The 26,838-nt window shown below is 53.4% G+C and carries 35 protein-coding genes and 1 pseudogene; 14 read left to right on the forward strand and 22 right to left on the reverse strand.

Annotated elements, in window-relative coordinates:
* The first annotated feature begins 414 nt into the window (after positions 1–414).
* From JWG43_RS13740 to JWG43_RS13760, 5 genes are all read left to right on the forward strand, one after another.
* Positions 415–630, forward strand: coding sequence for a hypothetical protein (locus tag JWG43_RS13740; protein ID WP_205243518.1), 216 nt, complete (start codon positions 415–417; stop codon positions 628–630).
* A complete protein-coding gene (locus tag JWG43_RS13745) occupies positions 627–896 on the forward strand; it encodes a type II toxin-antitoxin system RelE family toxin (protein ID WP_205243519.1) in 270 nt (89 codons plus the stop codon). The genes JWG43_RS13740 and JWG43_RS13745 overlap by 4 nt, the downstream gene beginning before the upstream one ends.
* A gap of 583 nt (positions 897–1,479) precedes the next feature.
* Positions 1,480–2,589 carry a Fic family protein gene (locus JWG43_RS13750; RefSeq protein ID WP_371925198.1) on the forward strand — a complete coding sequence of 370 codons (1,110 nt, stop codon included), beginning with the start codon at positions 1,480–1,482 and terminating at the stop codon, positions 2,587–2,589.
* 163 nt (positions 2,590–2,752) lie between these two features.
* On the forward strand, positions 2,753–2,992 hold the full coding sequence (locus JWG43_RS20270; protein WP_240193598.1) for an antitoxin: 240 nt from the start codon (positions 2,753–2,755) through the stop codon (positions 2,990–2,992).
* A gap of 1 nt (position 2,993) precedes the next feature.
* Positions 2,994–3,401, forward strand: coding sequence for a type II toxin-antitoxin system VapC family toxin (locus JWG43_RS13760; protein WP_205243522.1), 408 nt, complete (start codon positions 2,994–2,996; stop codon positions 3,399–3,401).
* 75 nt (positions 3,402–3,476) lie between these two features.
* Here the strand turns inward: JWG43_RS13760 and vapC are convergent, their stop codons facing one another.
* From vapC to JWG43_RS13815, 11 genes and pseudogenes are all read right to left on the reverse strand, one after another.
* On the reverse strand, positions 3,477–3,923 hold the full coding sequence (vapC, locus tag JWG43_RS13765; protein ID WP_205243523.1) for a type II toxin-antitoxin system tRNA(fMet)-specific endonuclease VapC: 447 nt from the start codon (positions 3,921–3,923) through the stop codon (positions 3,477–3,479).
* 181 nt (positions 3,924–4,104) lie between these two features.
* A complete protein-coding gene (gene vapB / locus JWG43_RS13770) occupies positions 4,105–4,335 on the reverse strand; it encodes a type II toxin-antitoxin system antitoxin VapB (protein ID WP_205243524.1) in 231 nt (76 codons plus the stop codon).
* A 196-nt stretch (positions 4,336–4,531) separates the two neighbouring features.
* Positions 4,532–4,756 (reverse strand): type II toxin-antitoxin system BrnA family antitoxin, encoded by a 225-nt coding sequence (brnA, locus tag JWG43_RS13775; protein ID WP_205243525.1) that lies wholly within the window; start codon positions 4,754–4,756, stop codon positions 4,532–4,534.
* Positions 4,737–5,009: a BrnT family toxin gene (locus tag JWG43_RS13780; RefSeq protein ID WP_205243526.1), complete on the reverse strand. Its 273-nt coding sequence runs from the start codon at positions 5,007–5,009 to the stop codon at positions 4,737–4,739. The genes brnA and JWG43_RS13780 overlap by 20 nt, the downstream gene beginning before the upstream one ends.
* Positions 5,010–5,287: 278 nt before the next feature.
* The gene (locus tag JWG43_RS13785; protein WP_371925199.1) at positions 5,288–5,995 is read right to left on the reverse strand and encodes an exosortase/archaeosortase family protein; all 708 of its coding nucleotides are present in this window, start codon (positions 5,993–5,995) and stop codon (positions 5,288–5,290) included.
* Positions 5,996–6,147: 152 nt separating this feature from the next.
* Positions 6,148–6,327, reverse strand: a complete 180-nt coding sequence (locus JWG43_RS13790; protein WP_205243528.1) for a type II toxin-antitoxin system HicA family toxin — start codon at positions 6,325–6,327, stop codon at positions 6,148–6,150.
* Positions 6,324–6,542, reverse strand: coding sequence for a type II toxin-antitoxin system HicB family antitoxin (locus JWG43_RS13795; RefSeq protein ID WP_205243529.1), 219 nt, complete (start codon positions 6,540–6,542; stop codon positions 6,324–6,326). The genes JWG43_RS13790 and JWG43_RS13795 overlap by 4 nt, the downstream gene beginning before the upstream one ends.
* A gap of 93 nt (positions 6,543–6,635) precedes the next feature.
* Positions 6,636–6,980 carry a type II toxin-antitoxin system RelE/ParE family toxin gene (locus JWG43_RS13800; RefSeq protein ID WP_205243530.1) on the reverse strand — a complete coding sequence of 115 codons (345 nt, stop codon included), beginning with the start codon at positions 6,978–6,980 and terminating at the stop codon, positions 6,636–6,638.
* Positions 6,967–7,260 (reverse strand): type II toxin-antitoxin system ParD family antitoxin, encoded by a 294-nt coding sequence (locus JWG43_RS13805; protein ID WP_205243531.1) that lies wholly within the window; start codon positions 7,258–7,260, stop codon positions 6,967–6,969. Before JWG43_RS13805 ends, JWG43_RS13800 begins: the two co-directional genes overlap by 14 nt.
* 206 nt (positions 7,261–7,466) lie before the next feature.
* The gene (locus JWG43_RS13810; RefSeq protein ID WP_240193593.1) at positions 7,467–8,135 is read right to left on the reverse strand and encodes a hypothetical protein; all 669 of its coding nucleotides are present in this window, start codon (positions 8,133–8,135) and stop codon (positions 7,467–7,469) included.
* A gap of 247 nt (positions 8,136–8,382) precedes the next feature.
* Positions 8,383–8,553: pseudogene (locus JWG43_RS13815) on the reverse strand (hypothetical protein); the annotation flags it as partial.
* 376 nt (positions 8,554–8,929) lie between these two features.
* Here JWG43_RS13815 and JWG43_RS13820 point away from each other — a divergent pair.
* From JWG43_RS13820 to JWG43_RS13845, 6 genes are all read left to right on the forward strand, one after another.
* The gene (locus JWG43_RS13820) at positions 8,930–9,274 is read left to right on the forward strand and encodes a type II toxin-antitoxin system RelE/ParE family toxin (RefSeq protein ID WP_205243533.1); all 345 of its coding nucleotides are present in this window, start codon (positions 8,930–8,932) and stop codon (positions 9,272–9,274) included.
* The gene (locus JWG43_RS13825) at positions 9,271–9,597 is read left to right on the forward strand and encodes a helix-turn-helix domain-containing protein (protein WP_205243534.1); all 327 of its coding nucleotides are present in this window, start codon (positions 9,271–9,273) and stop codon (positions 9,595–9,597) included. The genes JWG43_RS13820 and JWG43_RS13825 overlap by 4 nt, the downstream gene beginning before the upstream one ends.
* 186 nt (positions 9,598–9,783) lie before the next feature.
* Positions 9,784–10,095, forward strand: coding sequence for a hypothetical protein (locus JWG43_RS13830; protein WP_205243535.1), 312 nt, complete (start codon positions 9,784–9,786; stop codon positions 10,093–10,095).
* 28 nt (positions 10,096–10,123) lie between these two features.
* Complete coding sequence (locus JWG43_RS13835; protein ID WP_205243536.1) at positions 10,124–10,570, forward strand: Fic family protein; 447 nt, start codon at positions 10,124–10,126, stop codon at positions 10,568–10,570.
* Between the two features lie 303 nt (positions 10,571–10,873).
* Positions 10,874–11,179, forward strand: coding sequence for a type II toxin-antitoxin system RelE/ParE family toxin (locus tag JWG43_RS13840; RefSeq protein ID WP_205243537.1), 306 nt, complete (start codon positions 10,874–10,876; stop codon positions 11,177–11,179).
* A complete protein-coding gene (locus JWG43_RS13845) occupies positions 11,176–11,457 on the forward strand; it encodes an addiction module antidote protein (RefSeq protein ID WP_205243538.1) in 282 nt (93 codons plus the stop codon). Before JWG43_RS13840 ends, JWG43_RS13845 begins: the two co-directional genes overlap by 4 nt.
* Positions 11,458–11,809: 352 nt before the next feature.
* Here the strand turns inward: JWG43_RS13845 and xrtA are convergent, their stop codons facing one another.
* Genes xrtA through JWG43_RS13865 form a run of 4 tightly spaced genes read right to left on the reverse strand, consistent with a single transcriptional unit; the run spans position 11,810 to position 15,639 of the window.
* Positions 11,810–12,655: an exosortase A gene (xrtA, locus tag JWG43_RS13850; protein WP_205243539.1), complete on the reverse strand. Its 846-nt coding sequence runs from the start codon at positions 12,653–12,655 to the stop codon at positions 11,810–11,812.
* 5 nt (positions 12,656–12,660) lie between these two features.
* Positions 12,661–13,311 (reverse strand): exosortase C-terminal domain/associated protein EpsI, encoded by a 651-nt coding sequence (locus tag JWG43_RS13855; protein ID WP_205243540.1) that lies wholly within the window; start codon positions 13,309–13,311, stop codon positions 12,661–12,663.
* Positions 13,312–13,357: 46 nt separating this feature from the next.
* On the reverse strand, positions 13,358–14,860 hold the full coding sequence (locus JWG43_RS13860; protein ID WP_205243541.1) for a hypothetical protein: 1,503 nt from the start codon (positions 14,858–14,860) through the stop codon (positions 13,358–13,360).
* 11 nt (positions 14,861–14,871) lie between these two features.
* On the reverse strand, positions 14,872–15,639 hold the full coding sequence (locus JWG43_RS13865) for a polysaccharide biosynthesis/export family protein (protein ID WP_205243542.1): 768 nt from the start codon (positions 15,637–15,639) through the stop codon (positions 14,872–14,874).
* Between the two features lie 322 nt (positions 15,640–15,961).
* Between JWG43_RS13865 and JWG43_RS13870 the strand changes: the two genes are divergently transcribed.
* The 3 genes from JWG43_RS13870 (at position 15,962) to elbB (ending at position 19,665) form a co-directional block, all read left to right on the forward strand.
* Positions 15,962–18,253 (forward strand): tetratricopeptide repeat protein, encoded by a 2,292-nt coding sequence (locus JWG43_RS13870; protein ID WP_205243543.1) that lies wholly within the window; start codon positions 15,962–15,964, stop codon positions 18,251–18,253.
* 11 nt (positions 18,254–18,264) lie between these two features.
* A complete protein-coding gene (gene hpt / locus JWG43_RS13875) occupies positions 18,265–18,792 on the forward strand; it encodes a hypoxanthine phosphoribosyltransferase (protein ID WP_205243544.1) in 528 nt (175 codons plus the stop codon).
* Positions 18,793–19,008: 216 nt separating this feature from the next.
* The gene (gene elbB, locus JWG43_RS13880) at positions 19,009–19,665 is read left to right on the forward strand and encodes an isoprenoid biosynthesis glyoxalase ElbB (protein WP_205243545.1); all 657 of its coding nucleotides are present in this window, start codon (positions 19,009–19,011) and stop codon (positions 19,663–19,665) included.
* Between the two features lie 362 nt (positions 19,666–20,027).
* On the opposite strand, the gene JWG43_RS13885 is transcribed toward elbB, so the two are convergent.
* The 7 genes from JWG43_RS13885 to holB form a co-directional block, all read right to left on the reverse strand.
* On the reverse strand, positions 20,028–20,708 hold the full coding sequence (locus JWG43_RS13885) for a triose-phosphate isomerase (protein WP_205243546.1): 681 nt from the start codon (positions 20,706–20,708) through the stop codon (positions 20,028–20,030).
* 233 nt (positions 20,709–20,941) lie between these two features.
* Positions 20,942–21,160, reverse strand: a complete 219-nt coding sequence (locus tag JWG43_RS13890) for a hypothetical protein (RefSeq protein WP_205243547.1) — start codon at positions 21,158–21,160, stop codon at positions 20,942–20,944.
* A 115-nt stretch (positions 21,161–21,275) separates the two neighbouring features.
* Entirely contained in the window at positions 21,276–21,578 is a 303-nt protein-coding gene (locus tag JWG43_RS13895; protein ID WP_205243548.1) for a DUF167 domain-containing protein, read from the reverse strand.
* A gap of 214 nt (positions 21,579–21,792) precedes the next feature.
* Positions 21,793–22,089 (reverse strand): YggT family protein, encoded by a 297-nt coding sequence (locus JWG43_RS13900; protein ID WP_205243549.1) that lies wholly within the window; start codon positions 22,087–22,089, stop codon positions 21,793–21,795.
* A 101-nt stretch (positions 22,090–22,190) separates the two neighbouring features.
* Complete coding sequence (metG, locus tag JWG43_RS13905) at positions 22,191–24,137, reverse strand: methionine--tRNA ligase (protein ID WP_205243550.1); 1,947 nt, start codon at positions 24,135–24,137, stop codon at positions 22,191–22,193.
* A 232-nt stretch (positions 24,138–24,369) separates the two neighbouring features.
* Positions 24,370–25,353: a PSP1 domain-containing protein gene (locus tag JWG43_RS13910; protein ID WP_205243551.1), complete on the reverse strand. Its 984-nt coding sequence runs from the start codon at positions 25,351–25,353 to the stop codon at positions 24,370–24,372.
* 513 nt (positions 25,354–25,866) lie between these two features.
* Positions 25,867–26,835, reverse strand: coding sequence for a DNA polymerase III subunit delta' (holB, locus tag JWG43_RS13915; protein WP_205243552.1), 969 nt, complete (start codon positions 26,833–26,835; stop codon positions 25,867–25,869).
* Between the last annotated feature and the right edge of the window lie 3 nt (positions 26,836–26,838).

Genomic DNA, 26,838 nt, shown 5'->3' on the forward strand with positions numbered 1-26,838 from the left:
CTCGGTGATGGATAACTGGGAAAGTGTGGGAGAGTTTTTCATCGGCAATCCTCCATGAATTAAAATGAAGGACCGATTGTAACCGAACTGCATTGCCTCTTCATGGCAGGCTTACCGAAAGGACACAGATTTTTATTTTGTGGATCGCCAGGAAAACCTTGTACCCAATAAAATCGCCAATCTCACCTTTGATCACGACTGGTCGTCGATGCGAGCCTGGATTCCGCGTAGGAAGGCAAAGGACGCCTAGAGCTGCTGGACTTATAGTAAAATAAATATTATACTTTTTGATAATTCCTTGGCAATTACCAACTTCAAACGCTTGCCGAAGTGATTAGTTGGGTGAGGAAAAGAGAAACATACGGAGTCTAAAGCTCCATGTTTTTTTATTGAGTCATGCAAGGAGTGAGAACAATGGGTACGCTGGCAGATGACAATACACTAAAGAATCTCCTCAAGCAGGCCCTCATGGAAGTACTAGAAGAGAATAAGGACGTAGTGCGTGATCTCCTGATGGAGGCCATGGAAGATACGGCCTTAATCCATGCCATCGAGGAAGGGGAAAGCTCCGGTGAGGCCGATAGAGATGAAATTTTCGAGATCTTACAAGGAGTCCAAAGGACTTCATGAAGGTTCGGTTCACCAAGAGCTTCGCCAAAGACCTGCGCAATCAAAGGAGGAATCAAAACCTTCTCCAGCAGGTTCAAAAGGCTATCGAACAGGTCGAACAAGCTGAAACTATCATTGAAGTGACTAATCTCAAACAGCTGAAGGCCGAGGGCCGGTACCATCGGATCCGGATCGGCGATTATCGTCTTGGCCTAACCATCGAAAACGACCTGATCACTTTTGTCAGATTCTTGCACCGTAGAAAAATCTATCGCTTCTTTCCGTGAATTTATTAAAAAAAAGGACAAAAGAGGGGTCAAGTCTGCTTTTGGCTTTTATTGAAAACTGCGTGTGCAGGCAAAAAGACGCCTGCACACCCTACAACCACTACAACCACTTGCCGGGTCCAGGCAAAAGATCATCTGACCTGAGAACCAGGTAACCGTTCGCCAGCACTCTATCCATGGACGATCAGGCTGACAGTGTACGGCCGAAATAGATGATCATACGCCAGGGTATAATCTCGGAAACTATCTTTCGACTGCATCATTCGGAAAAGCCAGCGTGAGCGGAGCACGGGAGTACTGGACTTAAAATAGCCTTTTTTGATTAGATCTGAAACGACGTTGCGGGCCATACGTTCACAATAGCCGGTGATTTCTCAGTGCACCCTCTACGGACGAGCAGGCTGCGGTGCAGTCACCATGCAGCCTTTTGCTTGAACCCGATGAACGTATCATTTCTTGCCATTGTAGAAAACCAATTGGCAAAAATCAATGGCAGCAACTATTTGCCTCAATAATACGGAATTTTGCTTTGCTCTTGCGGCGAAAAGCATCTATAATCACCTTAAATAATGCGGTGATTAATATGTGGATACACAACCATCAAAACTGGCCACACTTCACCTGGGAAGCTGGTGCACTGGCGCTCAAGCTTGCCGACATTCGCCATCGACAAGGCAGATTACTCGGCCGCATGGAGGGGCTTGGTTTTGAACTTAAGCGCGAAGCAAGCCTCAGCACGCTGACCAATGATGTAGTGAAATCGTCGGCCATTGAGGGTGAACACCTGGACATACTCGAGGTACGTTCATCCATTGCCCGCCGTCTCGGCCTTGATATCGCAGGTCTTGTCCCTGCCGGCCGTGATGTCGAAAGCATTGTCGAAATGATGCTCGATGCTACACAGTTGTTTGCAAAACCTCTGACCAAAGAGCGGTTTTGCGGCTGGCACGCAGCACTGTTTCCAACTGGACATAGTGGTATGCGCCGTATTACAGTCGGTGACTGGCGCCCAAGTGGCGCCGGCCCCATGCAGGTTGTTTCAGGCCCAATAGGCCGAGAAAAAGTCCATTTCGAAGCACCGAGTGCCGAGAGGCTGGAACATGAGATGGCGGTTTTCTTAGAGTGGTTTGACAAGCAGGGTACTATTGATCCGGTGATTAAGTCCGCCATTGCCCATCTCTGGTTTGTGACTCTCCATCCCTTTGAAGACGGCAATGGTCGTATTGCCAGAGCGATCAGCGATATGGCATTGGCGCGAGCCGATGGCATACCGGATCGTTTTTATAGCATGACTAAGCAAATTGAGATTGAGCGTACAATCTATTACGTCCAACTGGAACAACAACAACGCAGCACGCCGGAAATCACTGGGTGGCTCGAATGGTTTTTGGATTGTCTAGGCCGAGCGATATCGAGTGCCGAGAAGACGCACGGCAGTATCATGTTCAAAGCACGGCTTTGGAACAGGATCAATAGAATACCGATCAATGAGCGGCAACGTTTGATCATCAATCGCATGCTGGAAGATGATTTCAAGGGAAAAATGAACACATCCAAATATGCTAAACTGGTCAAGTGTTCGAAGGACACAGCATTGCGAGATATTCAATATTTGACAGCACAAGGTATTTTTGTACAGAACTCCGGTGGCGGCCGTAGCACAAGTTACCGATTGACTGACGAGGTTACGTGAGCGCAGATGCCGCGTGAGCAGGCAGAAAGACGCCGGCACCCCCTACAACTACAAACTCACAGATCCAGGCTGGCGCTACAATCTACCCTTGCCTCTTTCCACCAGGCGGTCCACATTATTAATAACATATGCCAAGGCCAATGCTTTTGAGATGGAGGAAATCATGCAAACCGAAAGACACGTCAAGCTTTTCAAGAATGGGAGAAACCAGGCGCTGCGTATACCCCGTGAGTATGAATTGCCGGGAGATGAGGCGGTGATACGCAAAGAAGGAAACAAATTGATTATCGAACCTGTTCAACATCGTTCCCTGTTGAAGGTCATAGCCAGCTGGCAGCCTTTGCCTGAAACTTTCCCTGATGTTGATGCAGAGTTATTGCCATTGGATGATATCGAGTTGTGAAATGGTAGATTTTACCTATCTTTTGGATACCAATATCCTCTCCAATCTGCTACGCCATCCGGCCGGTAGTGTTGCCCGGCGGATTGCTGAAAAGGGTGAAAATACGGTGTGCACAAGCATTGTTGTGGCTTGTGAATTACGTTTTGGAGCGGAGAAAAAAAAATCTGCAGTCCTTGGTGCGCGAGTTGAAGAATTGCTCACGGTCCTTGATGTCCTTGCCTTGGATGTCGATACAGATTTTCATTATGCCCAGATTCGTGCCACATTAGAAACGGCGGGTACTCCCATAGGTCCCAATGACTTGCTCATTGCGGCCCACGCCCGGTCGCTCGACCTGATCCTCGTTTCCGCGAATGTTGGAGATTTTTCCCGTGTTCCGGGGTTAACAGTGGAAAACTGGCTTGAATAGAATCCGCGTGCGCAAACGATACAGCCGTTTGCACACCCTACCAAACTCCTTCGGTGTCGAATGGTTACCCTTTTTTCAGGATTGAATCCAATTTTCCAGGCGCAGATTGTCAATTCTGGCAAATTCCTTGGTATTATTGGTCACCAAAGTTATATCCCGTGATCTCGCCAGCCCCGCGATAAGGAGGTCGTAGGGCCCGATGGGAGTGCCTTTTTTTTCAAGATCAGCCCGAATGACCGCAGCGTCGGCAGCGGCACGACGGTCTATGTCAAGGAGGGTAAGTGGCAGGAGAAACCTGGCAAGGGCATCCAGAGTCCGTTGGATCTGTTGGCTTTTTTGTGCTCCATACTCAAGCTCGAAGAGCGTGATGGTAGAGATGGCAACGTTTTGCGGTGAGTGTTGCCTGAATTGTTCAAGGACTTCCGGTGGTCGTTTTTTAATAAGATAGATACAGATGTTGGTAGCAAGCAGATAGCGTCCTGAATCCGTGACGGCTGGAGTCTTGTTTGGAGTACATTTCACTGTCAATAGGTTACAAATGCGGCGATTTTCTTTGCAATATCTCGTCACCCGCCGCCCTTCGGGGCGTTCGTCCGCACGCCATCTTCATTGCCCGTAACCGTCCGATAATGTTTACTTTAATCGAACGGTCACGAACAACGAAGCTGACGCACGGACAAACGCTCACGGATCCAGGAGTGTATCAAAAAGAATCTCTCTTTTGCATATCCGGCTGTTCTCGTCCGCTTGCCAAGAAATCCTCAGGAAAATCGGCAAGTGACTCAAATAACGAATCCCATGTTGTTTCCAGCGGCTCCAGAATGATTTGGTTGCCCCGTTGAGATATTTTTACCATATTCCCAGGCATTTTGAATTTTTTTGGGAGTCGTACAGCCTGTGAATTTCCATTTTGAAAAAGTTTAGCGGTTTCCATATCGCGCCCTCCTTTTATATATATTATTAATATATACCCTGCGGTGTTGAAGATCAATATATTAATGGGGAGCATTACGAGTTTGATCCCAATGCGAAACGTTCCTGCTGGTCCCTTGCGACGTAGCGCCGGAATGCTTTGTCCAGTCATTTTACTGGGTGGATTTGTCGCCGCCAAGCAGCAACAGGAAAACAGGTCAATGGACCTCTTTCAGCTTCTCTGCAATCCATACTTTGACAAGTGCTTGGCGGGAAATTCCTAAACGCTTAGCCTGCTTATCAAGGCCATCGACTACCCATGAGGGAAAATCGATATTCACCCGCTTGCTTTCTTGGTTCACACGGCGAGCTTTGGAAAAATCCAATTCACTGGTTATATCTTCGCCAGCTTCGAATTTTGCATCAAATTCCTGAGCTTTCATAATACTCCACCTCTTTCTCGCGCGACCGGCGCGCTGAAATGATCCTGACAGTGTCGCCTCGATACGTAATAACCGCTGACCAATATTTTCCACCGATCTTTCCTATCACAAGGCAACGCCCTTCGTCTTCAACCGTCTTGGCAGGGATTTCAAGCAGGTCCAAGTCATCCCACAGGCTCTGCGCTTCAACAAAATCGACCCCGTGCTTGTGTTTGTTGCTTTCGCTTTTTTGGGAATCAAATTCGAACTTCATGCTTTTAAGGTATATTTTTTATACTTTTTTGCAACCTAAAAGAGAGGTGCATATTCCGGACGATCCCGGCCATAGGGTCGAAGAAAGGGGGTCAGAAATGGGGTCAAGTCTGCTTTTGGCTTTTATTGAAAACCGCGTGTGCAGGCCAAAAAGACGCCTGCACACCCTACCGGAGCACTGTGAATGTTTCTTGTTACGTCAATAATACCTACAGGTTGCTGAACGTGCAAGAGGGGCAGGTTGCTGCCAAGCGGTTGTGCCGACATGGAAGTACTTGCTCAGGTCTTCCCCCGGAGGAGTCTGCTTGTCAGCAGCAACAGCAGCAGGCCCAGCACGAAAGTGAACAGACCGGAGAAGTCATGGAGGAAGCCCTGGGCCACCTGCTCGCCATAGATGCTGGCCAGGCCGGCGGTGCCGGTGAGGCGGACGATATTGGCGAAGATGGCGATGGGGGCGGCGGCGAAAAAGAGCAGCCATTTTTTCCAGGCGGGATAGCCGCTCAACCAGGCAAGGACGGCACTGAGGGCGAACATGGTGGTGAGGGAACGCAGCCCGGAGCAGGCGTCCACTACCTCCAAGGTGGTCTGAGCAAGATGGAGGACATTGCCTTCGCGAAAGACGGGGATGCCGATCAGGCGGATGACATCCTCGGTAATGGCACTGGAAAACAGCTGCATGGGAAAGGCTATTTTGTTCCAGAGGATCGCCGGCAGGGGCACCATGAAGATGAGATAGGCTATGGGCAGCAGTAACTTGCGGGTGGCGGCCGTGCCCAGGATAAAAAGAGTGCCCCCCAGCAGGACAATGATAAGCGAGCTGCGTTGAAGGAAATATTCCGAGCCGACCTTGGCAAGATACAATTGCCCCAGACCGAGCAGCAGCACCAGCAGGCCCCAGTTGGCGGGAGAGGAACCCGCTTTGTGCAGTTCATCCCGCATGGAGAAAATCATATAAGCACTGATGAGCGTAGCAAAAAAGAGGGTCAGGCCTAGAAGATTGTAAGATCAAAAAAAGGACAAAAAAAGAAGTCAAGTATGCTTTTGGCTTTAATTGAGATTTCGCGTGGGCAAACGATACGGCCGTTTGCCCACGTTACAACTTTCTCTTTCCGGACAGAATCAGACAAAGTATCTTTTATTTATTCTGCGTTGAGATTCTTCAAAATTTTCTTTGCTAAGGGTTCTTTTATTTCGTTATGCCGAGGAACAGTTTCAATCGCACCGTTCTTCGGATTTATCCAAAGTGCATGTGAAGCGCCTTCTCGTTTCAGGTAGCAACCCGCTATTCTCAATCTTCTGTCCAAATCTCGACGCTTCATCCTACCATCACTGTATCTTGGATAGCATCGTCTGGAAGTCCGCGAATAATGTCAGCCTTTCGGTCTTCTAAAAGTAACTCTATAGCCTCTCGAAGATTATTTTTCGCATCCTCTATTGTTTCGCCCTGCCCATTTGCGCCTGGCACTTCCGGGCAAATAGCCCAAAAGCCACCTTCAGGTGCCGGCTCAATTATGGCGGTAAATTCTGCTTTCATTATAATCTCCTCTTTTTGTAAGCTGATTGGGTCAGAACAAGGGGGCGAGTCAATGCTGCTGATGGCGACCATGGTCTGGCCGCTTTTGGCAAATTATTTCCCTACTTTGTGGGTGCCTTGAAGAAATTCCATCAAGAGGGCTTCATAATCTCTGCCCCCATAAAAGATATTGAGAATAACGACGGCCTGTCTTGCTTCATCCACGATGAAGGCCGCCACCGCTTTTTTATCGATAGGCGCGACCCTTAAATACTCCATGAGATCGTCGCGACGGTGCCCCCGAAGAGGAGCGGTTTCCAATTCATAACATTTCTGGCGGAGCTTTTCGATGTATGCCCATGCCCGTTCAGGGAAACCGCTTTTGTCCGCAATAAAACCGTAGATGGCCTCGAGGTCGTTGACAGCATCCGGCATCAGATACACATCATATTTTTTCATTAACCGCCAGTTTCATTCGCTGTTGGTGCATCCGCTCGATAGCTTTGAAGGCATCTTCAACCGGCACAGGATTGCCGCTTTGCGCCGAGGCTGTCAGGCGACTGCGAATGAGCGCAATCCGCGTCGCGTGCTCCTCTTGTTGCTTTTCCCAACAGCGCAAGGCTTCCCTGATAACCTCGCTTGTCGATCCGTAGGCTCCGGATTGCACCTTGTCCTTAATCGTAGCGAGCATGTCGGGCGGCAGCGTGATCGTGACCCTTTCCGCATTTTCTTTTTGCATGGTTGAGCTCCCTGTGGTGAGTATGATAAAATCATACCTAGATTTATATGCACTGTCACTCAGTATCAACCGCATTTTGTTACCGGAGGGTCAATTCTGTTGCTGGCACGTATCCGCCGGCGCAAAACGAAGCACCGGCGGTCGTGGAAACAACACCGCAGGGGCGATCTCACGCACCGTTTGCTCCTGCCAGTATTTCAAGGCCCCTACGGCAATGGCGCAGCAGGCTGGGTCGTTTTTTTTAAACCGTGCAAAGCGAAAAGCGCTTCGACTTGCGTTGCCTTGAGGGAAATTCTTTGGCGGCGTCCCACGACCTTGGCCAATTGCTCGAAGTTGAACTCGGGATGGCGGATAACCTCGGCCAGAATAAAGACCGCTATCTCCGCCGGCAATGGGGCGGCGGGATGATCCTCGTTGGCCAGGACGAGCAGTTGACCGGATTGAACGGGTGGATCGACAGCGAGGTACACATGAAGGCGTCCGGATTTGCGGCGCTCGAGTTTGCCCTGCCGCCATAACTGCACCAGCACCGAATGACACCGATTGTGGAGTTTTTCGCCCAGTTGTTGAGCGGTCATCCCCCCTGGACTGCGCGTAACCAAATGGATAATGGTGGCGGTCAAACTGCCGGCCCGCGAAAAACCGATGCGATCGTGGAACCAAAGACCGTCGCGGTTGAATCGCGGGATCGACCGCAGAGTGTACCAGCGGCCATTGTGCGTGAAAGAGCTGTAGTATCCGGCTTCGCATAAAAACCGCCGCGCCGATGGCACCGAGTACCCCAACTCGGCGGCAAGCGGTTCGATCATCCAGCAGGATTGTTGGGTAAACAAAGAGGCAAGGCACTGCGTTGGCGGCATCGGATCGGACGGCATGGGGACCCCTTGATAAAGTATTGCATAAAGATCCGAAAAGCTCGCTTTCGTGCAATACTTTATCATAAAAATGCCTTGCGAGCAACTCCCCCCGTGTTGGTATGCACCGGGGATCTTTCCGAGTTATTTGATTTGTTTTCGGTGTGTTAAGCAGATCCTTCATCTCGACAAGGCAGCATGAGTACAGTGGAAACTGTAGACGGCAGTAATTAAGTATAGCATGCGAGTGTCCGATAACCACTTGATATTACTCAGCCCAACTGAATTTTGTGATCATAGGAATTTTCGTGCGCTGGCCCTGCTGGATGGCATGGATTAAGGCCCTATCTTCCATGGCCTCCATCAGGAGATCACGCACTACGTCCTTTTTCTCTTCTAGTGCTTCCATGAGGGCCTGCTTGAGGAAATTCTTTAGTGCATTGTCATCTGCACGTACCCATTGTTCTCACTCCTTGCATGACTCAATAAAAAAACATGGAGCATTAGACTCCGTATGTTTCTCTTTTCCTCATCCAACTATTCACTTCTGCAAGCGTTTTAAGTTAGAAATTGCCAAGGAATTTTAAAAAATTATAATATTTATTTTACTATAAGTCCAGCAGCTCTAGGCGTCTTTTTGCTTGCCCACGCGGTTTTCAATAGAACCAAAAGCAGACTTGACCCTTTTTCCATCCCAAACATTAGACAAAATGATGGGCGCGGGGAAACAAGAAAAGGGCGAGGAATCTCCTTGCAATGTGTTGACATATGTGTCACCATTTACAGGGTAAATGGCCGGTAAGTTTTGAGGTAAAATGAGAAATACACGTCCGATTTCGTGGATCAAGGCAGCTAGGCGAGACTTCGAAGAGTTTCCAGAAGCTGTACAAGAAAACATGCTTAGCGCCCTTACGATTGCAGCCGAGGGCACCAAATCCGACAAGGCTAAACCATTTAAAGGGATTGATGGCGGCGTTTTTGAAATTGCCCTCAAGCATCGGGGAGACGCTTTCCGTTTGATTTATGCGGTTAAAATTGGAACGGATGTTTGGGTGATCCATGCTTTTCAGAAGAAATCTAAAACAGGCATAAAAACACCCCAGATGGATGTTGACACTATCCGCGAACGTTTGAAGAGATTGAAGGAGGCACTGCAATGAATAAAGACGATTTTGAACTTGTACGCGGTAGCGGCAATGTTTTTCAGGACTTTGACAGGCCTAACGCAAGTGTCAAGCAAACACGCGCTATCCTAGCGGCTGAAATCATTCGCGTTCTTGATAAACAAGGGCTATCAACCCGCGAAGCTGAGAAACTGACGGGAGTCGGTCACTCAGAGTTTTCTCGCATTCGCAATGCGCGGCTTGGCCGGTTTACGCTTGATCGGATGATCATGATACTCGAAAAACTTGATGGAAACATCGAGGTGAGCGTTACTTTTCGACCTCGTCGTAATGGGCTAGGGGATGGTTTTCACATTTAAAAATCCTGGATCCGTGAGCGTTCATCCGTGCGTCAGCTTTGTTGTTCGTGGCCGTTCGATTAAAGTAAACTTTATCAGATGGTTACGGGCAATAAAGATGGCGTGCGGACGGACGCCCCGAAGGGCGGCTGGTCAAGGCGGATCGTGAAAAATTCCTCCTCGCTTTAAACCTGATTGCAGACAAATATGTCCAAAACAAGAACCCAACAGTCACGGATTCAGGTGGAAACCACGGAAGGCATAGGGGTAATGGAGCCCATGCTGCCGCCTGACGGAGAACGCAAACTGGAAGATCTCGCCCTTGACCTGGCGAGCAAGGCCTCCGGTCTGGCCAGCCAGTTGCAGCCAACCGTAAGAAGCAGCATCGGCGATCTGGTGCGATCGATGAACTGTTACAAAGCCAAAAGCAAACTCGACCCTGAATTCCGACCCCAAATTCCCCTAAATTTGTTTCCTGCCCACGCGGGATATCTCCATTGCACTATTCACTACATGTAATGGTCGTATTGCCAGAGCGATCAGCGATATGGCATTGGCGCGAGCCGATGGCATACCGGATCGTTTTTATAGCATGACTAAGCAAATTGAGATTGAGCGTACAATCTATTACGTCCAACTGGAACAACAACGCAGCACGCCGGAAATCACTGGGTGGCTCGAATGGTTTTTGGATTGTCTAGGCCGAGCGATATCGAGTGCCGAGAAGACGCACGGCAGTATCATGTCCAAAGCACGGCTTTGGAATAGGATCAATAGGATACCGATCAATGAACGGCAACGTTTGATCATCAATCGCATGTTGGAAGATGATTTCAGGAGAAAAATGAACACATCCAAATATGCGAAACTGGTCAAGTGTTCGAAGGACACAGCATTGCGAGATATTCAATATTTGACAGCACAAGGTATTTTTGTACAGAACTCCGGTGGCGGCCGTAGCACAAGTTACCGATTGACTGACGAGGTTACGTGAGCGCAGATGCCGCGTGAGCAGGCAGAAAGACGCCGGCACCCCCTACAATTCCTCTGCCACCAACGTACGAAGATTATTAAAGAACTATCCAACACTGGAAACCAGGATCAAGCCAGCTTTTTTCAGATGCAGGTAGCAGCAGGATACTATTTTGTTGAGCAGAGTTATCATTTTTTTAACCAGTAAGATGACGCTGGATGAATGGTAGTTTTTTGTCAGATTGCAAGAGCATCCACGGGACAAGCTGAAACGTTTTCCCCAGCGCTCCTTGACAAATTGTTTCCACCTGGATACAAATATTAAATGCAGTACGAATTGCGAAGCACTGAATATTTTGATAAATGGCTGGCGAGTATCAAAAATCGACAGACTCTTTCCCGTATACTTCGCCGGGTTGACAAGCTGGTTATTGGCTCATTTGGCGACTGTAAGGCCGTTGCGGCCAATCTTTTCGAGCTTCGCCTGTTTTTCGGGCCTGGATATCGCGTTTATTACACGGTCAAAGGAAGAGCTATTATTATCCTGCTGGCCGGTGGTGATAAATCAACGCAATCCCGGGATATAAAAAAAGCCAGGGAACTCTTGAAAATATCCGAGGAAGATGAATGAAACTGAAAACAAAACATTTTGATGTTGCCGAGCATCTCGAGAGCGATGAGGATATAGCTTTTTTTCTCGAGGACGCCGCCGAAGACAGCCCGGAAGAATTTGTCCATGCGCTCAACACGGTAGCCAGGGCAAAAGGCATGACCGAGATAGCCAGAAAAGCCGGAGTCACCAGGGCGAGCCTGTACAAATCACTTGCCGATGGTGGCCGTCCACGATTTGACACGATATCCAAGGTCACCAAAGCGCTTGGTTGCAAGCTGACTGTTGTTCACGATTAATTCCTGAATCCGTGACGGCTGGACACTTGTTTAGGATATATCTTGCTGTAAGCATAGTATAATTGCAGCTAAACCCTTGAAAAAAACTTTCACCAGCTGCCCTTCGGGACATTCGTCCGCACGCCATCTTCATTGCCCGTAACCCTCCGATAAAGTGAGCGAGGGGTCAAGCGAGGGGTCAAGTCTGCTTTTGGCTTTTATTGAAAACCGCGTGTGCAGGCAAGAAGACGCCTGCACACCCTACCGGAGCACTGAGGATGCTTGTTTTTACGCCAATAATACCAACAGGTTGCTGAACGTGCAAGAGGGGCAGGTTGCTGCCAAGCGGTTGTGCCGACATGGAAGTACTTGCTCAGGTCTTCCCCCGGAGGAATCTGCTTGTCAGCAGCAACAGCAGCAGGCCCAGCACGAAAGTGAACAGACCGGAGAAGTCGTGGAGGAAGCCCTGGGCCACCTGTTCGCCATAGATGCTGGCCAGGCCGGCGGTACCGGTGAGGCGGACGATATTGGCGAAGATGGCGATGGGGGCGGCGGCGAAAAAGAGCAGCCATTTTTTCCAGGCGGGATAGCCGCTCAACCAGGCGAGGACGGCGCTGAGGGCGAACATGGTGGTGAGGGAACGCAGCCCGGAGCAGGCGTCCACTACCTCCAAGGTGGTCTGGGCGAGATGGAGGACATTGCCTTCGCGAAAAACGGGGATGCCGATCAGGCGAATGACATCCTCGGTAATGGCACTGGAAAACAGCTGCATGGGGAAGGCTATTTTGTTCCAGAGGATCGCCGGCAGGGGCACCATGAAGATGAGATAGGCTATGGGCAGCAGCAATTTACGGGTGGCGGCCGTGCCCAGGATAAAAAGAGTGCCCCCCAGCAGGACAATGATAAGCGAGCTGCGCTGAAGGAAGTATTCCGAGCCGACCTTGGCAAGATACAATTGCCCCAGACCGAGCAGCAGCACCAGCAGGCCCCAGTTGGCGGGAGAGGAACCCGCTTTGTGCAGTTCATCCCGCATGGAGAAAATCATATAAGCACTGATGAGCGGGATGAAATAGCCGTGGGAGTAGTTGTCGTTGGTTGCCCAGTCCTGGGCCATGGAGGCCAGCACCGGAAAATACAGCCCGATGAGGGCGGCCAGGACCAGGAGAAGACAGGCTATCTCAGCGGGTCGGAATCGGGGTTGGAGCGCATCGGCCGACATGGGTGTCACCTCCCGGGAAGATAGTTGTCCAGTTCCGTGATCGCCAGGGCCGCGAATCGGCGCAGTGTGGCGGCGGCCTCCTCAATATCGCCCTCCGGGGCCGGGGCGAGGAGACGGACAAAGGTGCCGTCCCGCCGCTTGAGGAGGATGGCGTCGAGCACCTGATAGATCTTTTCCCAGTATTCGGAATGGATTATGCGGCCCCGGTTCTGATACCAGAAGGTCACCACTTGATACTCGTTCCGGTTGCGGATGATCATTTCGGTCACCCGGACCGGTTCGGAACTGCCGGCGGGAATAATCTCCACCGTCCGTACGGAATCAATACCCCAACCGCCGCCGGGGATGCAGTTGCGCGGGGAGTGATAACCACCGCCGGTGCCCACGGACTCGTAAAAAGCAGCGTAAAAATTCACCGGCGGTCCGGCTGGGCCGACATAATCGTATTCGATATAGTCATCGACCTTGAGCATGTCGATCACCGCCTGGGATGACTGCCGGGAGGCAACAGCCTGCCACTCCCCCAGGGTGGCGGGGAAATATGCCAGAGATTGCTTGATGGGGGTTCGGTGGGTGCCGGTGACATCGCGGAGAAGAAAAAAGCAAGCGGCAATGAGAAGCAGGACAACGAAGCAGCGAAGGGGAGATATCTTCATGGGACGATAACCGCTTGGCGGATGGATTGTTGGACGAAATTGCCGTTTACCAGCGCCAGAATTCCCTGGATGCGCTCAGGGTAACAAGCACCTGATGATCGTTGTATTGATCTGATGGCAGTTCGCCATCGGAAACATAATAGCTGTACCGCACCCCGGCCGTGTACCAGCGGCCAAAGGAATAGCTGAGGCCGGCACCGATTTCATAGGTGTTCTTGTCGTAGGTGAGATCGCCGATGCCATCCTCCGCAGCCAACCCGCCTTCGTCCTCGATGGCGGCTATCCGGAAGGCCCCCTGGGGGTCCAGGGAGGATTGCCAGGTATAGCGGCCGTACAGGTTCAGGGCCAGGGCCTGGGAATACTGATGGGTGCAGGTGGCCTGGAGCGAATAGGTATCCGTGAGCCCGGATTCATCGGTGCCGGTGAAATTACGGGTTTGATAGTCTTTGCTGAAGACAAGCCCGTAGGTGGTATATTGGTAGCTTTTGTTCAGGGCCAGGAAGGCGTTGTAGCCCCACTCGCCCTCCAGGCCGTCCACCTTGGCGTAGGAAGGCCCACCGGCGATAGCCATCCGGGTCTGGGGATCAAAGGCATGGTTCCACCCCGCCGACCAGGCATGGGTCTGACTGTCGCGACGGGTGTCGCCATCATAGGCGGTGCCGGAGAAGGAATAGGAGAGGGGAAAGGAATCGCGGATACTGCGTACATGCTCGAGACCGATCCGGGCATTGTATTCCTGGACATCCGGTGAGGCCGCGGTGTCGGCATCCTCGTCGGTATACAGGCCTAAAACATAGCCAAGAACCAGGTCGGTTCGCCAGGAAGGGCCAAATCCCTGGGAAAAATCAGCGGTGAAAGCATGCTTGTCATATTCGTTATACCCGGAGCTGTCGCCCTGATTACGCAGCACGGTGTAGCTGTAGCCGCCACCGAGACGGGTCTGCTCCGCCAGGGCGCCGGAGGTACGGATCGAAGCGGTATTGGTCCAGTAGCGCTGACCGCTGAGGTCGCGGGAGAGGTCGTCACCTGCAGGGGGGGCCTGTTGACTTGGCAGGCCGTCGGTTATGTCGCTCTCCGGACCGAGGGGCTGCTCACCGACGGGAGGCGCTTGCTCATCGGGTCCGACGGGATCCGGGGCGATGGCGGATACGGTCGAGCGGCCCGGATCGTCGGAGAGGACAAAATCATTGCTGAGCGACAGGGACCAGTTACGGCTCAACGAGCGGTCCGCAACAAGACTGAGGCGATGATCGACCTCGGTGTTCTCGGTGACGAAATCATGGTTGATCAGGGGCGCGTAGCGAAAACTGAAGGTATCATACAGCCCCCGGGAGACAATGAGAACGCCTGGTTCGACCCCGATTTTCCGCCGATCGCCGTCATCGCTGGCGTCCAGCAGTTGGTCGTCATAGGAACGCTCCTGGTGGTCATAACTGACCCCGGCGGTGCCGCTTACCGTGGTCTGACGGGCTGCGGCAGGGGTGACGGACAACGCCACAAGCAGTGCGCAGCAGGAGGCCATGGGGATGAGGAGGAAGTGTTGTGACATGGCATGACCTCTTAATGGACGACAATTACATCACCGGGCTCAAGCCGGATGTTGCTCTCCATGTTTCTGCCCCTGAGGAAATCTCTGTAATCAAAATCGAAGCGCTGCCCCTGATCGAGGTGTTGATCGCCAGCCTCGCCGGGCACCAGCTCACTGACCTGGCGAATGATGGTGACCCTGTTATTGGCCCATTCGGTGAATCCACCGGCCCGGGCAATGGCCTTGACCACGGTTATGGGGTAATCGAGATGAAACACCCCCGGCCCCCGAACCTGCCCCATCACCGTGTACTGCCGGCTGTTGCTCTGCACCAGCGAGGTGGTGATGATGGGATCGCCATATACCGAGCGATACAACCGCTGCAGGTAATCAGCCAACTGGGTCAGGGTCATGCCGACAACGTAGACATCGCCAATGTGGCGCAGAGAAACACGGCCATCGGTGCCCACCTCGGCGCCTGTGCCGCGGCCGCGAATGAAATCCTGCGCTTCACCCGGCTGCCCCACTGTTGCGCTGCCGGCGGAGACGGCCATGGAACCTTCCCCGTAGACCTCCACATAGAGAATATCCCGATAGCCGATGACATACTCGGGGTCAACGGGAATCTGAGCGCGATCGCCGAGGATTTCCATTCGGTATTGTTCCTTGGTCTCGTCACTGACCGCCACGTCACGGTTTGATTCGGCGGCCTGGGCTCCAGGGACCGGAACGACAAAAAAAAGCGACAACAACATCATAAAAACAGAAAACTGCAACATTGGCTTGAAATAGGCTTTCATATCGCTCCCTTGCTTTCAATCTACGTTGATACGACTGATTTCATCGTTTTATCCTACCTTTATCGCGCAGACAGGTCAAAAAAAAAGCGCAGCACTGATTGATTTTCACTGATGCACCCGCAACGTGGCCCTGACTACCACAAAAGGAAATCTGGATCCGTGACGGTTGGACTTACGAACGCTCACGGATTCAGGTCTCCATCACACCTGGTACCCGATAATTGACTTTTTCCCTCCTCAACTGAGACAAGTTGGTTTATAAAGAGAGGAGTGAAAAAATTTCCTTTTTCCACGTCCATTCCTTTTCAATACGGGGGTCCCCATGCATTTCAGAAGACCACTGCTGCTTGCCGCGCTTTTCATCCCCATTCTTCTCCTGCTGCTCACTGGCTGCTCTGACGAGGGCAAGGACAAGGAGCTGCATTTTCAAAGAGCCATGGTGTACCTGGAAGAAAACAAGGAGCGGGAAGCGATCATCGAGTTGCGCAACGCCATTCAGATCGATCCCAGGTATGCCGAGGCCCGCTACCAGCTGGGACTACTCTATCTGAAAGCTGGCGAGGTTCGCCAGGCCTTTGCTGAGCTGCAACGAGCGGCCACCCTGGATCCGAGCAACCTGGACGCTCTCATCAAGACGGCTGAATTCCAGCTGCTGGGACGAAACAGGGACGAAGCCCGGAGTAATATCGAAAGCGTCCTGGCTCAGGACCCGGACAACAAGGACGCCCTGGCCCTGCTCGCCAATCTGGAAATGAGCGACAACAACCCCGATGCAGCCATCGAGGCCATTGACAAGGCCCTGGCCGTTGCGCCGGATGAGGATCGGCTCTGGGTGCTCAAGGGACGGATTCTAAATACCAGAGAGCAGTATCCGGATGCGGAACGGGCCCTGCGCAGGGCTGTTGAACTGGACAACACCAAGATGAGCAACCACGCCAGTCTGGTGGCGTTTTTTCTCGAGCGTCGGGATCTAGAGATGGCCCGGACCACGCTGGAAACAATGACCAAGGAGTTTCCGGAGTCTCCGCAGCCGTGGCTGCAGATGGTGAACCTGGAGCTGATGCAGAACAATATCGAGGCTGCCGAGGCGCATTTGTCCCAGGCTCTGACCATTGATCCCGATAACGCCCAACTGAAAACCGCTGCCGCGAACTTTTATTCGCGCCAGGGTAAGCTTGAACAGGCCGAACAACTCTATCGGGAAGCCATCGAAGTTGCTGATGAACCGGAGGACTTTCACGCCCAACTGGCCAATTTCTACTTTGATCATGGTCGATTTGACCAGGCCAGGGAGGAAATGGATAAGGTTCTGGCCATGAATGCCCGCAATGCCACCGCCCTGATGGTGCAGGCCAAGTTCGATGTTCGGGAAGGAAAGAATCGCGAGGCGCTGGAAAAAGTGGCCGCCCTGCTCCGCGATTATCCGCAATGGGGTGAACTTCACTTTGTCAAGGCCCTGGCCCACGGCAACCTCGGGGAGACACGACTGGCCAAGGAATCAGTCCAGGAGGCTATCCGGTTGAGCCCCGGCTTCAGCAAGGCCCATTCACTGGCCGGTGTTCTGGCGCTGCAGGAAGGAGATTTCGAAACAGCCAAGCAGGAATCGGCCCAGGCCCTGCGGATCAATCCCCGCGATTTCCAGGCCGCGCTCACCCTGGCCAAGGGGGTGCTGTTCTCCAGTGAATATGAAACAGCGGTGAACATGTTCAGCGAGTTGCATGACAAGGTGCCGAATAATGTCGAGGTCCTTGGCAGTCTTGGTCTGGCGCACATGGCCTTGGATCAGGATGACCAGGCCAAGGAGGCCTTTGCCAAGCTGCTTGCCCTGCAGCCCGGCAACCAACGGGCCTTCAGTTTTGTTCTGCGGATGGCGCAAAAGGAAGGCGCTGACACAGATCAGCTCATCACCATGACCCGGGCCCAGATCGACAAGGCCCCGGAGAGTGATGGTCTGTGGGTTATGTTGGGTAATCTTTATCTTCGCGCCAATCAGCCGGATCAGGCCCTTGAGACCTTTAAAAAAGTTCAGGAGCTGGCTCCGGAAAATCCGCAATCGTATGCCATGAGCGCGATGATCCTCAATCGGCAGGGCAAAACCGAGCAGGCCATTGCCGAATACAAGGAACTGCTGAGCCAACAGCCCCGAGCCATCGGCGCCTACATGGGATTAGCCAGCATCTATGACCAGCAGGGGGAAACAGCGCTGGCCAAGGACGCCTACCGGAAAATTCTCGACATCCAACCCGACTTTGCCCCGGCCGCCAACAACCTGGCCTGGATGATTGCTGAAAGCGAGGATCCGGACCTGGGCGAGGCGCTTCGCCTGGCGATGATCGCCCGGCAGCAGGCGCCCGATAGCGTGCATATCATTGACACCCTGGGATGGGTGCATTACAAACGGGGGTCCTACAGCCTGGCCCGCAACGAATTTGAGCAGGCGGTGCAGCTGCAGGGTGATATGCCCGTGCTCCGCTATCACCTGGCCCTGGCCTATTATGGCGAAGGCCGGATTGAGGAGGCCATCCAGGAACTGGAACTGGCCCTGAGTCAGGAGCAGCCCTTTGAGGAACGGGAAGAGGCCGAAGAGACACTGCGGCAATGGCTGGCTGAATAGGCACACGAACCATGCGGGAAGCGTTACGGCGAGAAATCATCAGCAGCCTGGAAATACAGGCCAGAGTCGATGAACTCGGCCGCCAGATCACTCATGATTATCAGGGGCGGCAACTGGTCTTACTGGGGGTGCTGAACGGAGCCTTTGTTTTTGCGGCCGATCTCTGTCGGGCCATCGCTCTTGATCTGGAAATTGATTTTATCCGGGTTGCCAGTTATGGAACGGCAAGCAAATCCTCCGGCAAAATCCGGCTGCTCAAGGAACCGAGCATTGAATTGACCGGCAAAGACGTGCTCTTGGTCGAGGATATCGTGGATACCGGGACCACCATGGCCTGGATGCTGGAACATTTTGGCCAAAGCGGCGCTGATACGGTTCGGATCTGCACCCTTATCGATAAAACGGAGCGACGTCGTGTTCCTGTGACGGCAGCTTATATTGGTTTTTCCCTCGACCAGGGTTTTCTGGTTGGCTATGGGCTTGATTATGGAGAAAAATATCGTAATCTTCCCGCGATTTACACCTTACAAGTTGAATAACCTGTGTCCATCCAGAAGCGGTACTTTTTCCCAGATTTGTTGGTGCGCTGGTGCAGTTACTGCTCGGAAGATTAATTCTGAGCCTGTGGTTAAATTTGCCAGCGTGCATCGATGCGGAATAAAATATCTCGTTTTTGGATGGCCCCTGACTTCTCCCGGTCTGCAGGTTTCCCAATGGGCCGGGGATGACGTGAACCACTAGCAATGGAGGCTTTGATGCGAAAAAAAAATATTGCCGTGATCCTTTCCGGATGCGGCCATCAGGATGGCGCGGAAATCCATGAAGCAACCCTCACCCTGTGGGCCATTCACAAAAACGGGGCTGATTTCCAATGCTATGCCCCGGATATCAAACAGCACCATGTGATCAATCACATCACCAGCGAGGAAATGAACGAGCAACGCAATGTGCTCATTGAATCAGCCCGGATCGCCCGGGGCAAGATCGCATCATTGGATAGCTTCTCGGCCGACTCCGTCGACGCCTTGATCCTGCCCGGTGGCTTTGGAGCCGCCAAAAACCTGAGCAGCTATGCCTTTGACGGGGCCAAATGTACCGTGCAGGCCGATGTCACCAAAGCTGTCCAGGAGATGCATGCCGCCGGCAAGCCCATCGGCGCCCTTTGTATTGCCCCGGTTATTCTCGCCAGAATTCTTGGCGACGTGACCCTGACCATCGGTCAGGACAGCGGCACCGCCGACAACCTGGCGGCCATGGGAGCCAAGCATGTGGCAACCCTGCAGGGTGAGATCGCCATTGATCCAGGCCGGAAAATTGTCAGCACGCCCTGCTACATGCTCGATTCGCGGATCGACCAGATCGCCGACGGCGCCGATAGCGTTGTCAAAGCCATATTGGAGATGATAGAGTAAAGGAGCCGGCACAGGTTGTTTTCCACCGGGGAGGGGTGGCAAGGGGGGAGGTCGTTGATGCGGCCTCCCCTTCTTGGTTTGAAAAAATTAGGGACACTTCCCCAGAAAATTAGGGACACTTCCCCTATTTTTATCGCAGAAGCAATAAAAATAGGGGAAGTGTCCCTAATTTTCCCTAATTTTCCTGGAGCAGAGAAATGAGGATTTTGTGGCACCGGCAAACATCCGCGTGGGCAAACGATACGGCCGTTTGCCCACCCTACCCGGGCATCGGCGTTTATTTCTTTTTGTTCAATAATATCGAAGACTTTTTAGGGTGGGCAGGCGTCTGTTTGCCTGCCCACGCGGATTCATTCATTACTTTACTTGAGGCTGTTGACCAGTGTCGCGAAGGCGGTGGCGTCAAGGCATCCCTTGCCGAGCATCATGCCTGAGACCTCCGGCCGTCGCCAGATTGACGGACCGTTGGTCACCGTCACTCCGCCGCCGTAGAGGATGGGACGATTCTCGGTTTTCGCGGCGATCTTGGCCACCATGGCGCCAACGTCTCCGATGCTCCGGGACATCTCCAGCGAGACCTTGGTTTCTGGAGTACAGGCCCAGATGAGGTTTTTCAGTTCACTGACCGCAAAAGCCGCTGCCTGTTGTCTGACCAGGCTCTCATCAACACAGACAATGGGCTGGAGTTCCTCTGCCAGGGCTTCATATCCCTGCCTGGCCACATCCTGGATCGTTTCATGAAAATAACGGCGGCGTTCCTGATGGCCAATGAGCGCATAGGTCGCCAGACCGCGTAGCCAGGCCGCCGGCAGGGAGCCGGTGTATTCCCCTTGGGGAAAAGCCGAGACGCTCTGGGCGGCCAGATAGACGCCTTCCAGGTCACTGATTTTTTCCTGAACCCGCGCAAGATACAGCGCCGGTACGGCGAGTACCACCTCCACCGCGTTATTGGGTTGATAGGAGGCGGCAAAGGCTTCGCACCATTGCAGGGCTCGTTCCGGGGCAAAGTAGGCCTTCCAGTTGGCCAGGATGATTTTTTTCATTTTTTCCTTTTTGTGCTTTGTTGAATTATGGTGCAGTTCCTGCTGGGTCGGCAAACGATAAGACTGTTTGCCGACCCTGCGGGGCTTTGATATATTGGATGTAAGTTGTGCAGTACATTTACCGCGTGGGCAAACGATACTGCCGTTTGCCCACCCTACCAGAGCCGAAACTGTTTGAAGTTCCTCATCTTTTCCCTTGCCGGGTTCATCTTTGGTGCGGGACTGGGTTGCGATCAGGGGTGTGCCTGCTGCAGGCTGTCGCGCTCGAGCAGACGAGCTTCCGGGACCCTGATGCGCTCTGGGGGAGATGCGGGGTGATCGCTGTTCGGGGTCAGCAGTGCCAGGCCGCCAATGATGCCGAATACAACCAGAGACAGGAGCGCAAACCAGAGAAAAAACCAGACAAGGCGTCTACGGATATGTCGAGGAGCAGGCTGTTCGGGCTTATCCATATGCAAGCATTAGGGAAATCCATGGAAAATTAGTGAAAATTAGGGACACTTCCCCTATTTTTTGTCTCTCCTTACCTTTGGAGAAACAGAAAATAGGAAAATAGGGGAAGTGTCCCTAATTTTTGAGGGCGGCCTGGACCTGGGCGCGCAGCCGGTGGGCATCGATGCCGGTGACCACCACGGACTTGGTCCGGCTCTGGTGCCCGCTTTTCAGGCTCACGGCGGATTTGGGCAGGCCAAGGATTTTGGCCAGCATGGCGATCACCGCTGTGTTGGCCTTACCGTCCACCGGTGGTGCGGTCAGACGGAGCCGGAGGGCATCACCCCGCAGGCCGGCCAGGCCGTTGCTAGCGGCGCGGGGCTGGACATGCAGACGGACGAGCAGTGAACCGTCAGGTTGGCTGTGGACATAAGGCATAGGTTTTTGTACGCGGTCACAGGCACCCCATCTGTGCACGGACTCGGCTGCCCGCTGAGGAGGACTCTAGCGGTCAGCGGCGTCTGTACAAGCCCGGGGCACCTGTGAGTGCTTTGCATACAGCCTGAATCCGGGAAAATTAGGGACACTTCCCCTATTTTTTCCTTCTCCAAAGGAAAGGAGAAGGAAAAAATAGGGGAAGTGTCCCTAATTTTCACTGCAGACTCATGGCAATCTGCTGCAGGGTCGGGACGATAAAACTTTGCAAGAAAATAATGATCAAAATCAATACCATGGGGCTCAGATCAAGGCCTCCCATGATCGGCACAAACCGCCGGATCCGCATCAGCAGCGGTTCCGTCACTTGCCTGAGAAAGCGAACAATGGGATTATAGGGATCCGCATTGACCCAGGTAATGACGGCACTGGCGATGATCACCCAGATATAGACACTGAGGGCGAAATTGATCAATTTAGCAACGGCGAGAATAAAATTACCAAGTAAAAACATAGTGGTTCCTGTTGTATCGAACTGGTTTCAATGAAAAAGAAGATGGCTGACCCTGTCAGCAGAGTAACAGGGACAACTCAGGAATCGGCCTCCCTGATGACTCAGGCCACCCGGCTGCCGGGGGCAATCGGCCCGGCCACGGTGGCCAGGACCAGTTTCTCCGTACCGTCAGGCTGCTCTTCCTTGGCGGCCAACACCATGCCATGGGAGAGAATGCCCATGAGTTTGGCCGGTTTCAGATTGGCGGCAACGATAACCCGTTGTCCAATGAGGGCCTCGGGGCTGTACTGGGCGGCAATGCCGGCAACAATGGTCCGTTCCTCCGGAGCCTTAACGGTCAGTTTCAATAAACGTTCCGATTTAGCGACCTTTTCAGCGGCAACAATTTCCCCGACCCGCAGTTCCACGGTCTTGAACTGGTCAAAAGTGATCAGCCCAGCTCCATCGCCGGGCGACTCCTTTTTTTTCCCTGGCCCCTTGGGTGCCACCTGGGTCCCATCGGCCGGCGCCTTTTTCTCCAGACGGGGAAAGAGCTGGGTGCCCTTGTCAATGACAACGCCGGCGGGCAGCCTGTTCCAGCCGCTGATATCGTCGATGGTCACGGCGACAAAGGATTCGCTCATGCCCAGGGCCGTTGCCATCTTCCCGGCGGTCTCCGGCATAACCGGCTTGAGGACTACGGTGATCTTCCACAGGGCCTCGCCGAGAAACGAGAGCACTGTCTGCAACCGCTCGGCCTGGCGGGGATTTTTCGCCAGTTCCCAGGGGGCGTTATTGACGATGTACCGGTTGAGCAGGCCGATAACCTCCCAGATCGCCTGCAAGGCGCGATGGAAACGGAATCCATCCATGTTGTCACGGTACTGGACCATCATGGCCGACATGGCGCTCATCAGCTCCTGATCATCCGGGGTGCACGCCGCCTCGGCTTCGCGGACCGGCATACGGCCATCGGCATACTTATCGATCATGGTCAGGGACCGGGAAAACAGATTGCCCAGATCATTGGCCAGGTCGGAATTGTGCCGGGCCAGGATGGCATCGCTGGAAAAAGAGGCATCGAGACCGAAACTCATCTCCCGGAGAACAAAGTAGCGAACCGTATCGACCCCGTGGGTGGCAACCAGTTCCACGGGCCGGATCACATTGCCCAGGGACTTGGACATCTTGGTGGCGTCCACGTTCCAGTACCCATGGACATGGAGACGTTTGAACGGAGCCAGCCCCATGGCCCGGAGCATGGTCGGCCAGTAGATGGCGTGGGGTTTGAGGATATCCTTGGCAATGACATGCTCGGCCTCGGCCCAGTATCGCGGGAAATCAGGGCCATCGGGATAGCCGATGCCGGTGAGATAGTTGATCAGGGCATCAAACCAGACATAGGTGACGAACTTTTCATCAAAAGGCAGCGGCACCCCCCAGGTCAGGCGGGAGGTGGGCCTGGAAATGCAGAGATCCTCCAGCGGTTCGGAAAGAAAGGAGAGAACCTCGTTGCGGTACCGCTCCGGAGTGATGAACTCCGGATTGCGGTGAATATGCTCAATGAGCCACTCCTGATAATTGGACATCCGGAAAAAGTAATTCTGCTCGTTGATCAGCTTCGGTGGGGCTTGATGATCAGGACAGTTGCCCTCCACCAGCTCCTTTTCGGTGAGGAAACGTTCACAGCCCTGGCAGTACAATCCTTCATATTCACTGAAATAAATATCACCCCGGTCGTGCACCAGCTGGAGAATACCCTGAACAGTGCGGACATGGACCGGATCGGTGGTGCGGATGATGTGGTCCGGTTGGATGGCAAGATGTGGCCAGGTCTCGGCAAAGGCGGCGGCTATCCGGTCGGCATACTGCCGGGGTGTTTCCCCGGCCTTGGCCGCGGCCTCGGCGATCTTTTCGCCATGTTCGTCGGTCCCGGTCTGAAAACGGACCTCATCACCGCAAAGCCTGCGGAAACGGCTGTAGACATCGGTGACAATGGTGGTGTAGGCATGCCCCAGATGGGGCAGGGCATTGACATAATAAATCGGGGTAGTGACGTAGGTGGTCATGGTAGCTATGTTTCCTGCCTGAATCCGTGACGGCTGGACTCTGACTCTTGTTTTGGGTATATCTTGCTGTAATCAGATTGTAATTGGATTTGAACCCTTGATAATACCCTTCACCAGCCGTCCTACGGATTCAGGTTCTGATCTGTACCGGCAACGGCCCGCGGCTGCGGCTGCAACCGTTCGTCCATGGGCCGGGCACATCGGCCGCGGCGAACAGCGTGCACGCTGGGTGCTATTCGTCTTCGTTGTGATCCTGCATGCCCCAGATATCGATGGATCGCTGTCGAGCGGATCCGCCGCCTTTTTTCCCCTGGCCCTTGCGGCTGCTCACTTTGGGCAGCGGGTCCGCCGCCTGCCACTCTTCTTCGGTGAATAAGCGTTCCTCTCCGCCCGAAACCGCGGCCACTTTGCCCAGCAGGGGAATCTGCCGGGTAACGAGGTATTTTTTGCCCTCGAACTGGATGGTGCGACCGACCCGGGGCATACCTTTTTTCATGACCCGATAGACATCGTATTCATAGGTGAGGCAGCAGAGCAGGCGGTTGCACAACCCGGAGATTTTGGCCGGATTGAGCGGCAGATCCTGGGTTTTGGCCATTTTGATCGACACGGAATCAAACTTGACCAGGAAAGAGGTACAGCAGAGTTCACGGCCACAGGCACCGAGTCCACCGGTCATCTGGGTTTCATGGCGGACCCCTATCTGGCGCATCTCCACGCGGGTACGAAATTCCTGGACAAGGGCCTTGACCAGCTCCCGGAAATCGACCCGGCTTTCGGCGGTAAAATAAAAAATGATTTTCGAGCCGTTAAAAAACCGCTCCACCCGGACAAGATGCATGGACAGGCCGAGCTGCTCCACCTTGGCACGGCAAAGGCGAAAGGCATCCTGTTCCTGCAGAGGCAGCAGCCGATATTTCTCCAGCTCCTCAGCATTGGCCCGCCGCAGAATCCGCAGAGGAGCTTTACGCTTGCACCAGGCCGCTTCCACCCCAAAACAGCGGTTCATGACCATGGCCGGCTCGCCTCCCTGTTCGGTACGGACCATGACCCGCTCTCCCGCAACCAGATCGGCGAGGGTCGTCTCGGCGGTATGCTCCTGCCCCTGTTCCCGGAAACGGATTTTATAATACGCGCGGATCTCCTGATCGCCGGCGTCTTCATCATCGCGGGAAGGGTCGGCGCTCGGTTGCGGTTCGTTCTGTTGAACTTTCATTCTTTTTTATATGTAAATCATGCCAGTTGCATGTTTTTCTTTTTCAGGAACACCTGGTGACCTGGACCTGAATATTCACGACCCGTGCAGCACCTTAAGTACCGTAAGCACCTTATAGTCTTGTGGCCAAGAGAGCTGTCGAACAAATGGATCAAGCAATATCGCCCACAGGGGTGGGCTCCTACGGATCCAGGTACGGTACATTTGCGAGGATTGGTTCATCAAACTGGCTCAACCCCGAAATCGATACCGTTTCCCTTGTCATGGAGAAGAGGACCCGCTGGTCGCCGCATTGCAGTCACCTGAATCCGTGACGGCTGGATCTTGTGTTGGATATATCATTTTGCAATAACATTATAATTGCAGCTGATCCCTTGAAAATACCTTGCACCAGCCGCCCTTCGGGGCATCCGTCCGCACGCCATCTTCATTGCCCGTAACCGTCCGATAAAGAATACTTTAATCGAAAGGTTACGAACAAGGAAGCTGACGTACGGACGAACGCTCACGGATTCAGGAATCAAAGAGGTCCAGAAGCAGCACTTCACAGATCAAAGCGCGATTGCAATTTCTTGCCAGAGCCTGTTCCAGCAGGCTGATGGTGGCCATCTTAGCAGATAGCTGCTGCAAATTCCAGCGTTCTCTTGCCCGCAGGGCTTCCGGAGGGCCAATGGCTGAAACGGCTGCAGCCATGCAGTTTTTCAGGAATATCTTCACCAGCGTCAAAAGCGGTTCAAGCCTCTCTTTGCTGTCGCTGAGCCGGGTGGCGAAAGCCAGGGCCTGCTCCACTCTTTCCGCGGGACTCCCGTCGCCGGCAAGCACTGCATCGAGCAGCGCATAATACAGTTCGAGGACGCCGCCGGTTTCCATGGTCAGGGCCTGCCCGGGACAACCGTCGGCAAGAGTTGCCAGAGACAGGGCGGCGGTCCGGTCCATCTCTGGGCGATGACGCACGATGATCGTCGCCGCCAATTCCGTGGGCAGGGGCGAAAAGGGGATGACCTGGCACCGGGAAACAATGGTGCCCAGGAGCGCTCCGGTGGCGTTGCCGATCAGCAGCAGCAGGTTGCCCGGGGGTGGCTCTTCAAGGATTTTGAGCAGACTGTTACCGGCTTCCCTGCGCATGGTCTGGACGTCATCGAGGAGAACGACACGCCGGCTGCTTTCAAGCGGAGCAAAGGTCAGCGCCTTTTTCAGGGTACGGATCTGCTCGATTTTTATGGCAGCGCCATCGGGACGGATGCGCATGAAATCGGGATGATTTCCGGAACGGAACTTGATGCAGCCGGGACAGGAACCACAGGCCTCATCGGCAACGGGTTGTCGGCATAAGAGCACCGCGGCCAGGTCCAGGGCGGTGGTGGTTTTTCCCACCCCGTCCGGGCCGGCAAAAAGGTAGGCATGGGCGAGGCGGCCGCTGGCCAGGGCTCTGCGCAACAGGGTCTGAGCCTTGACCTGACCGAGTATTTCCGCAAACGGCATGAC

This window comes from Desulfobulbus alkaliphilus (assembly GCF_016918545.1).
GTDB lineage: Bacteria > Desulfobacterota > Desulfobulbia > Desulfobulbales > Desulfobulbaceae > Desulfobulbus > Desulfobulbus alkaliphilus.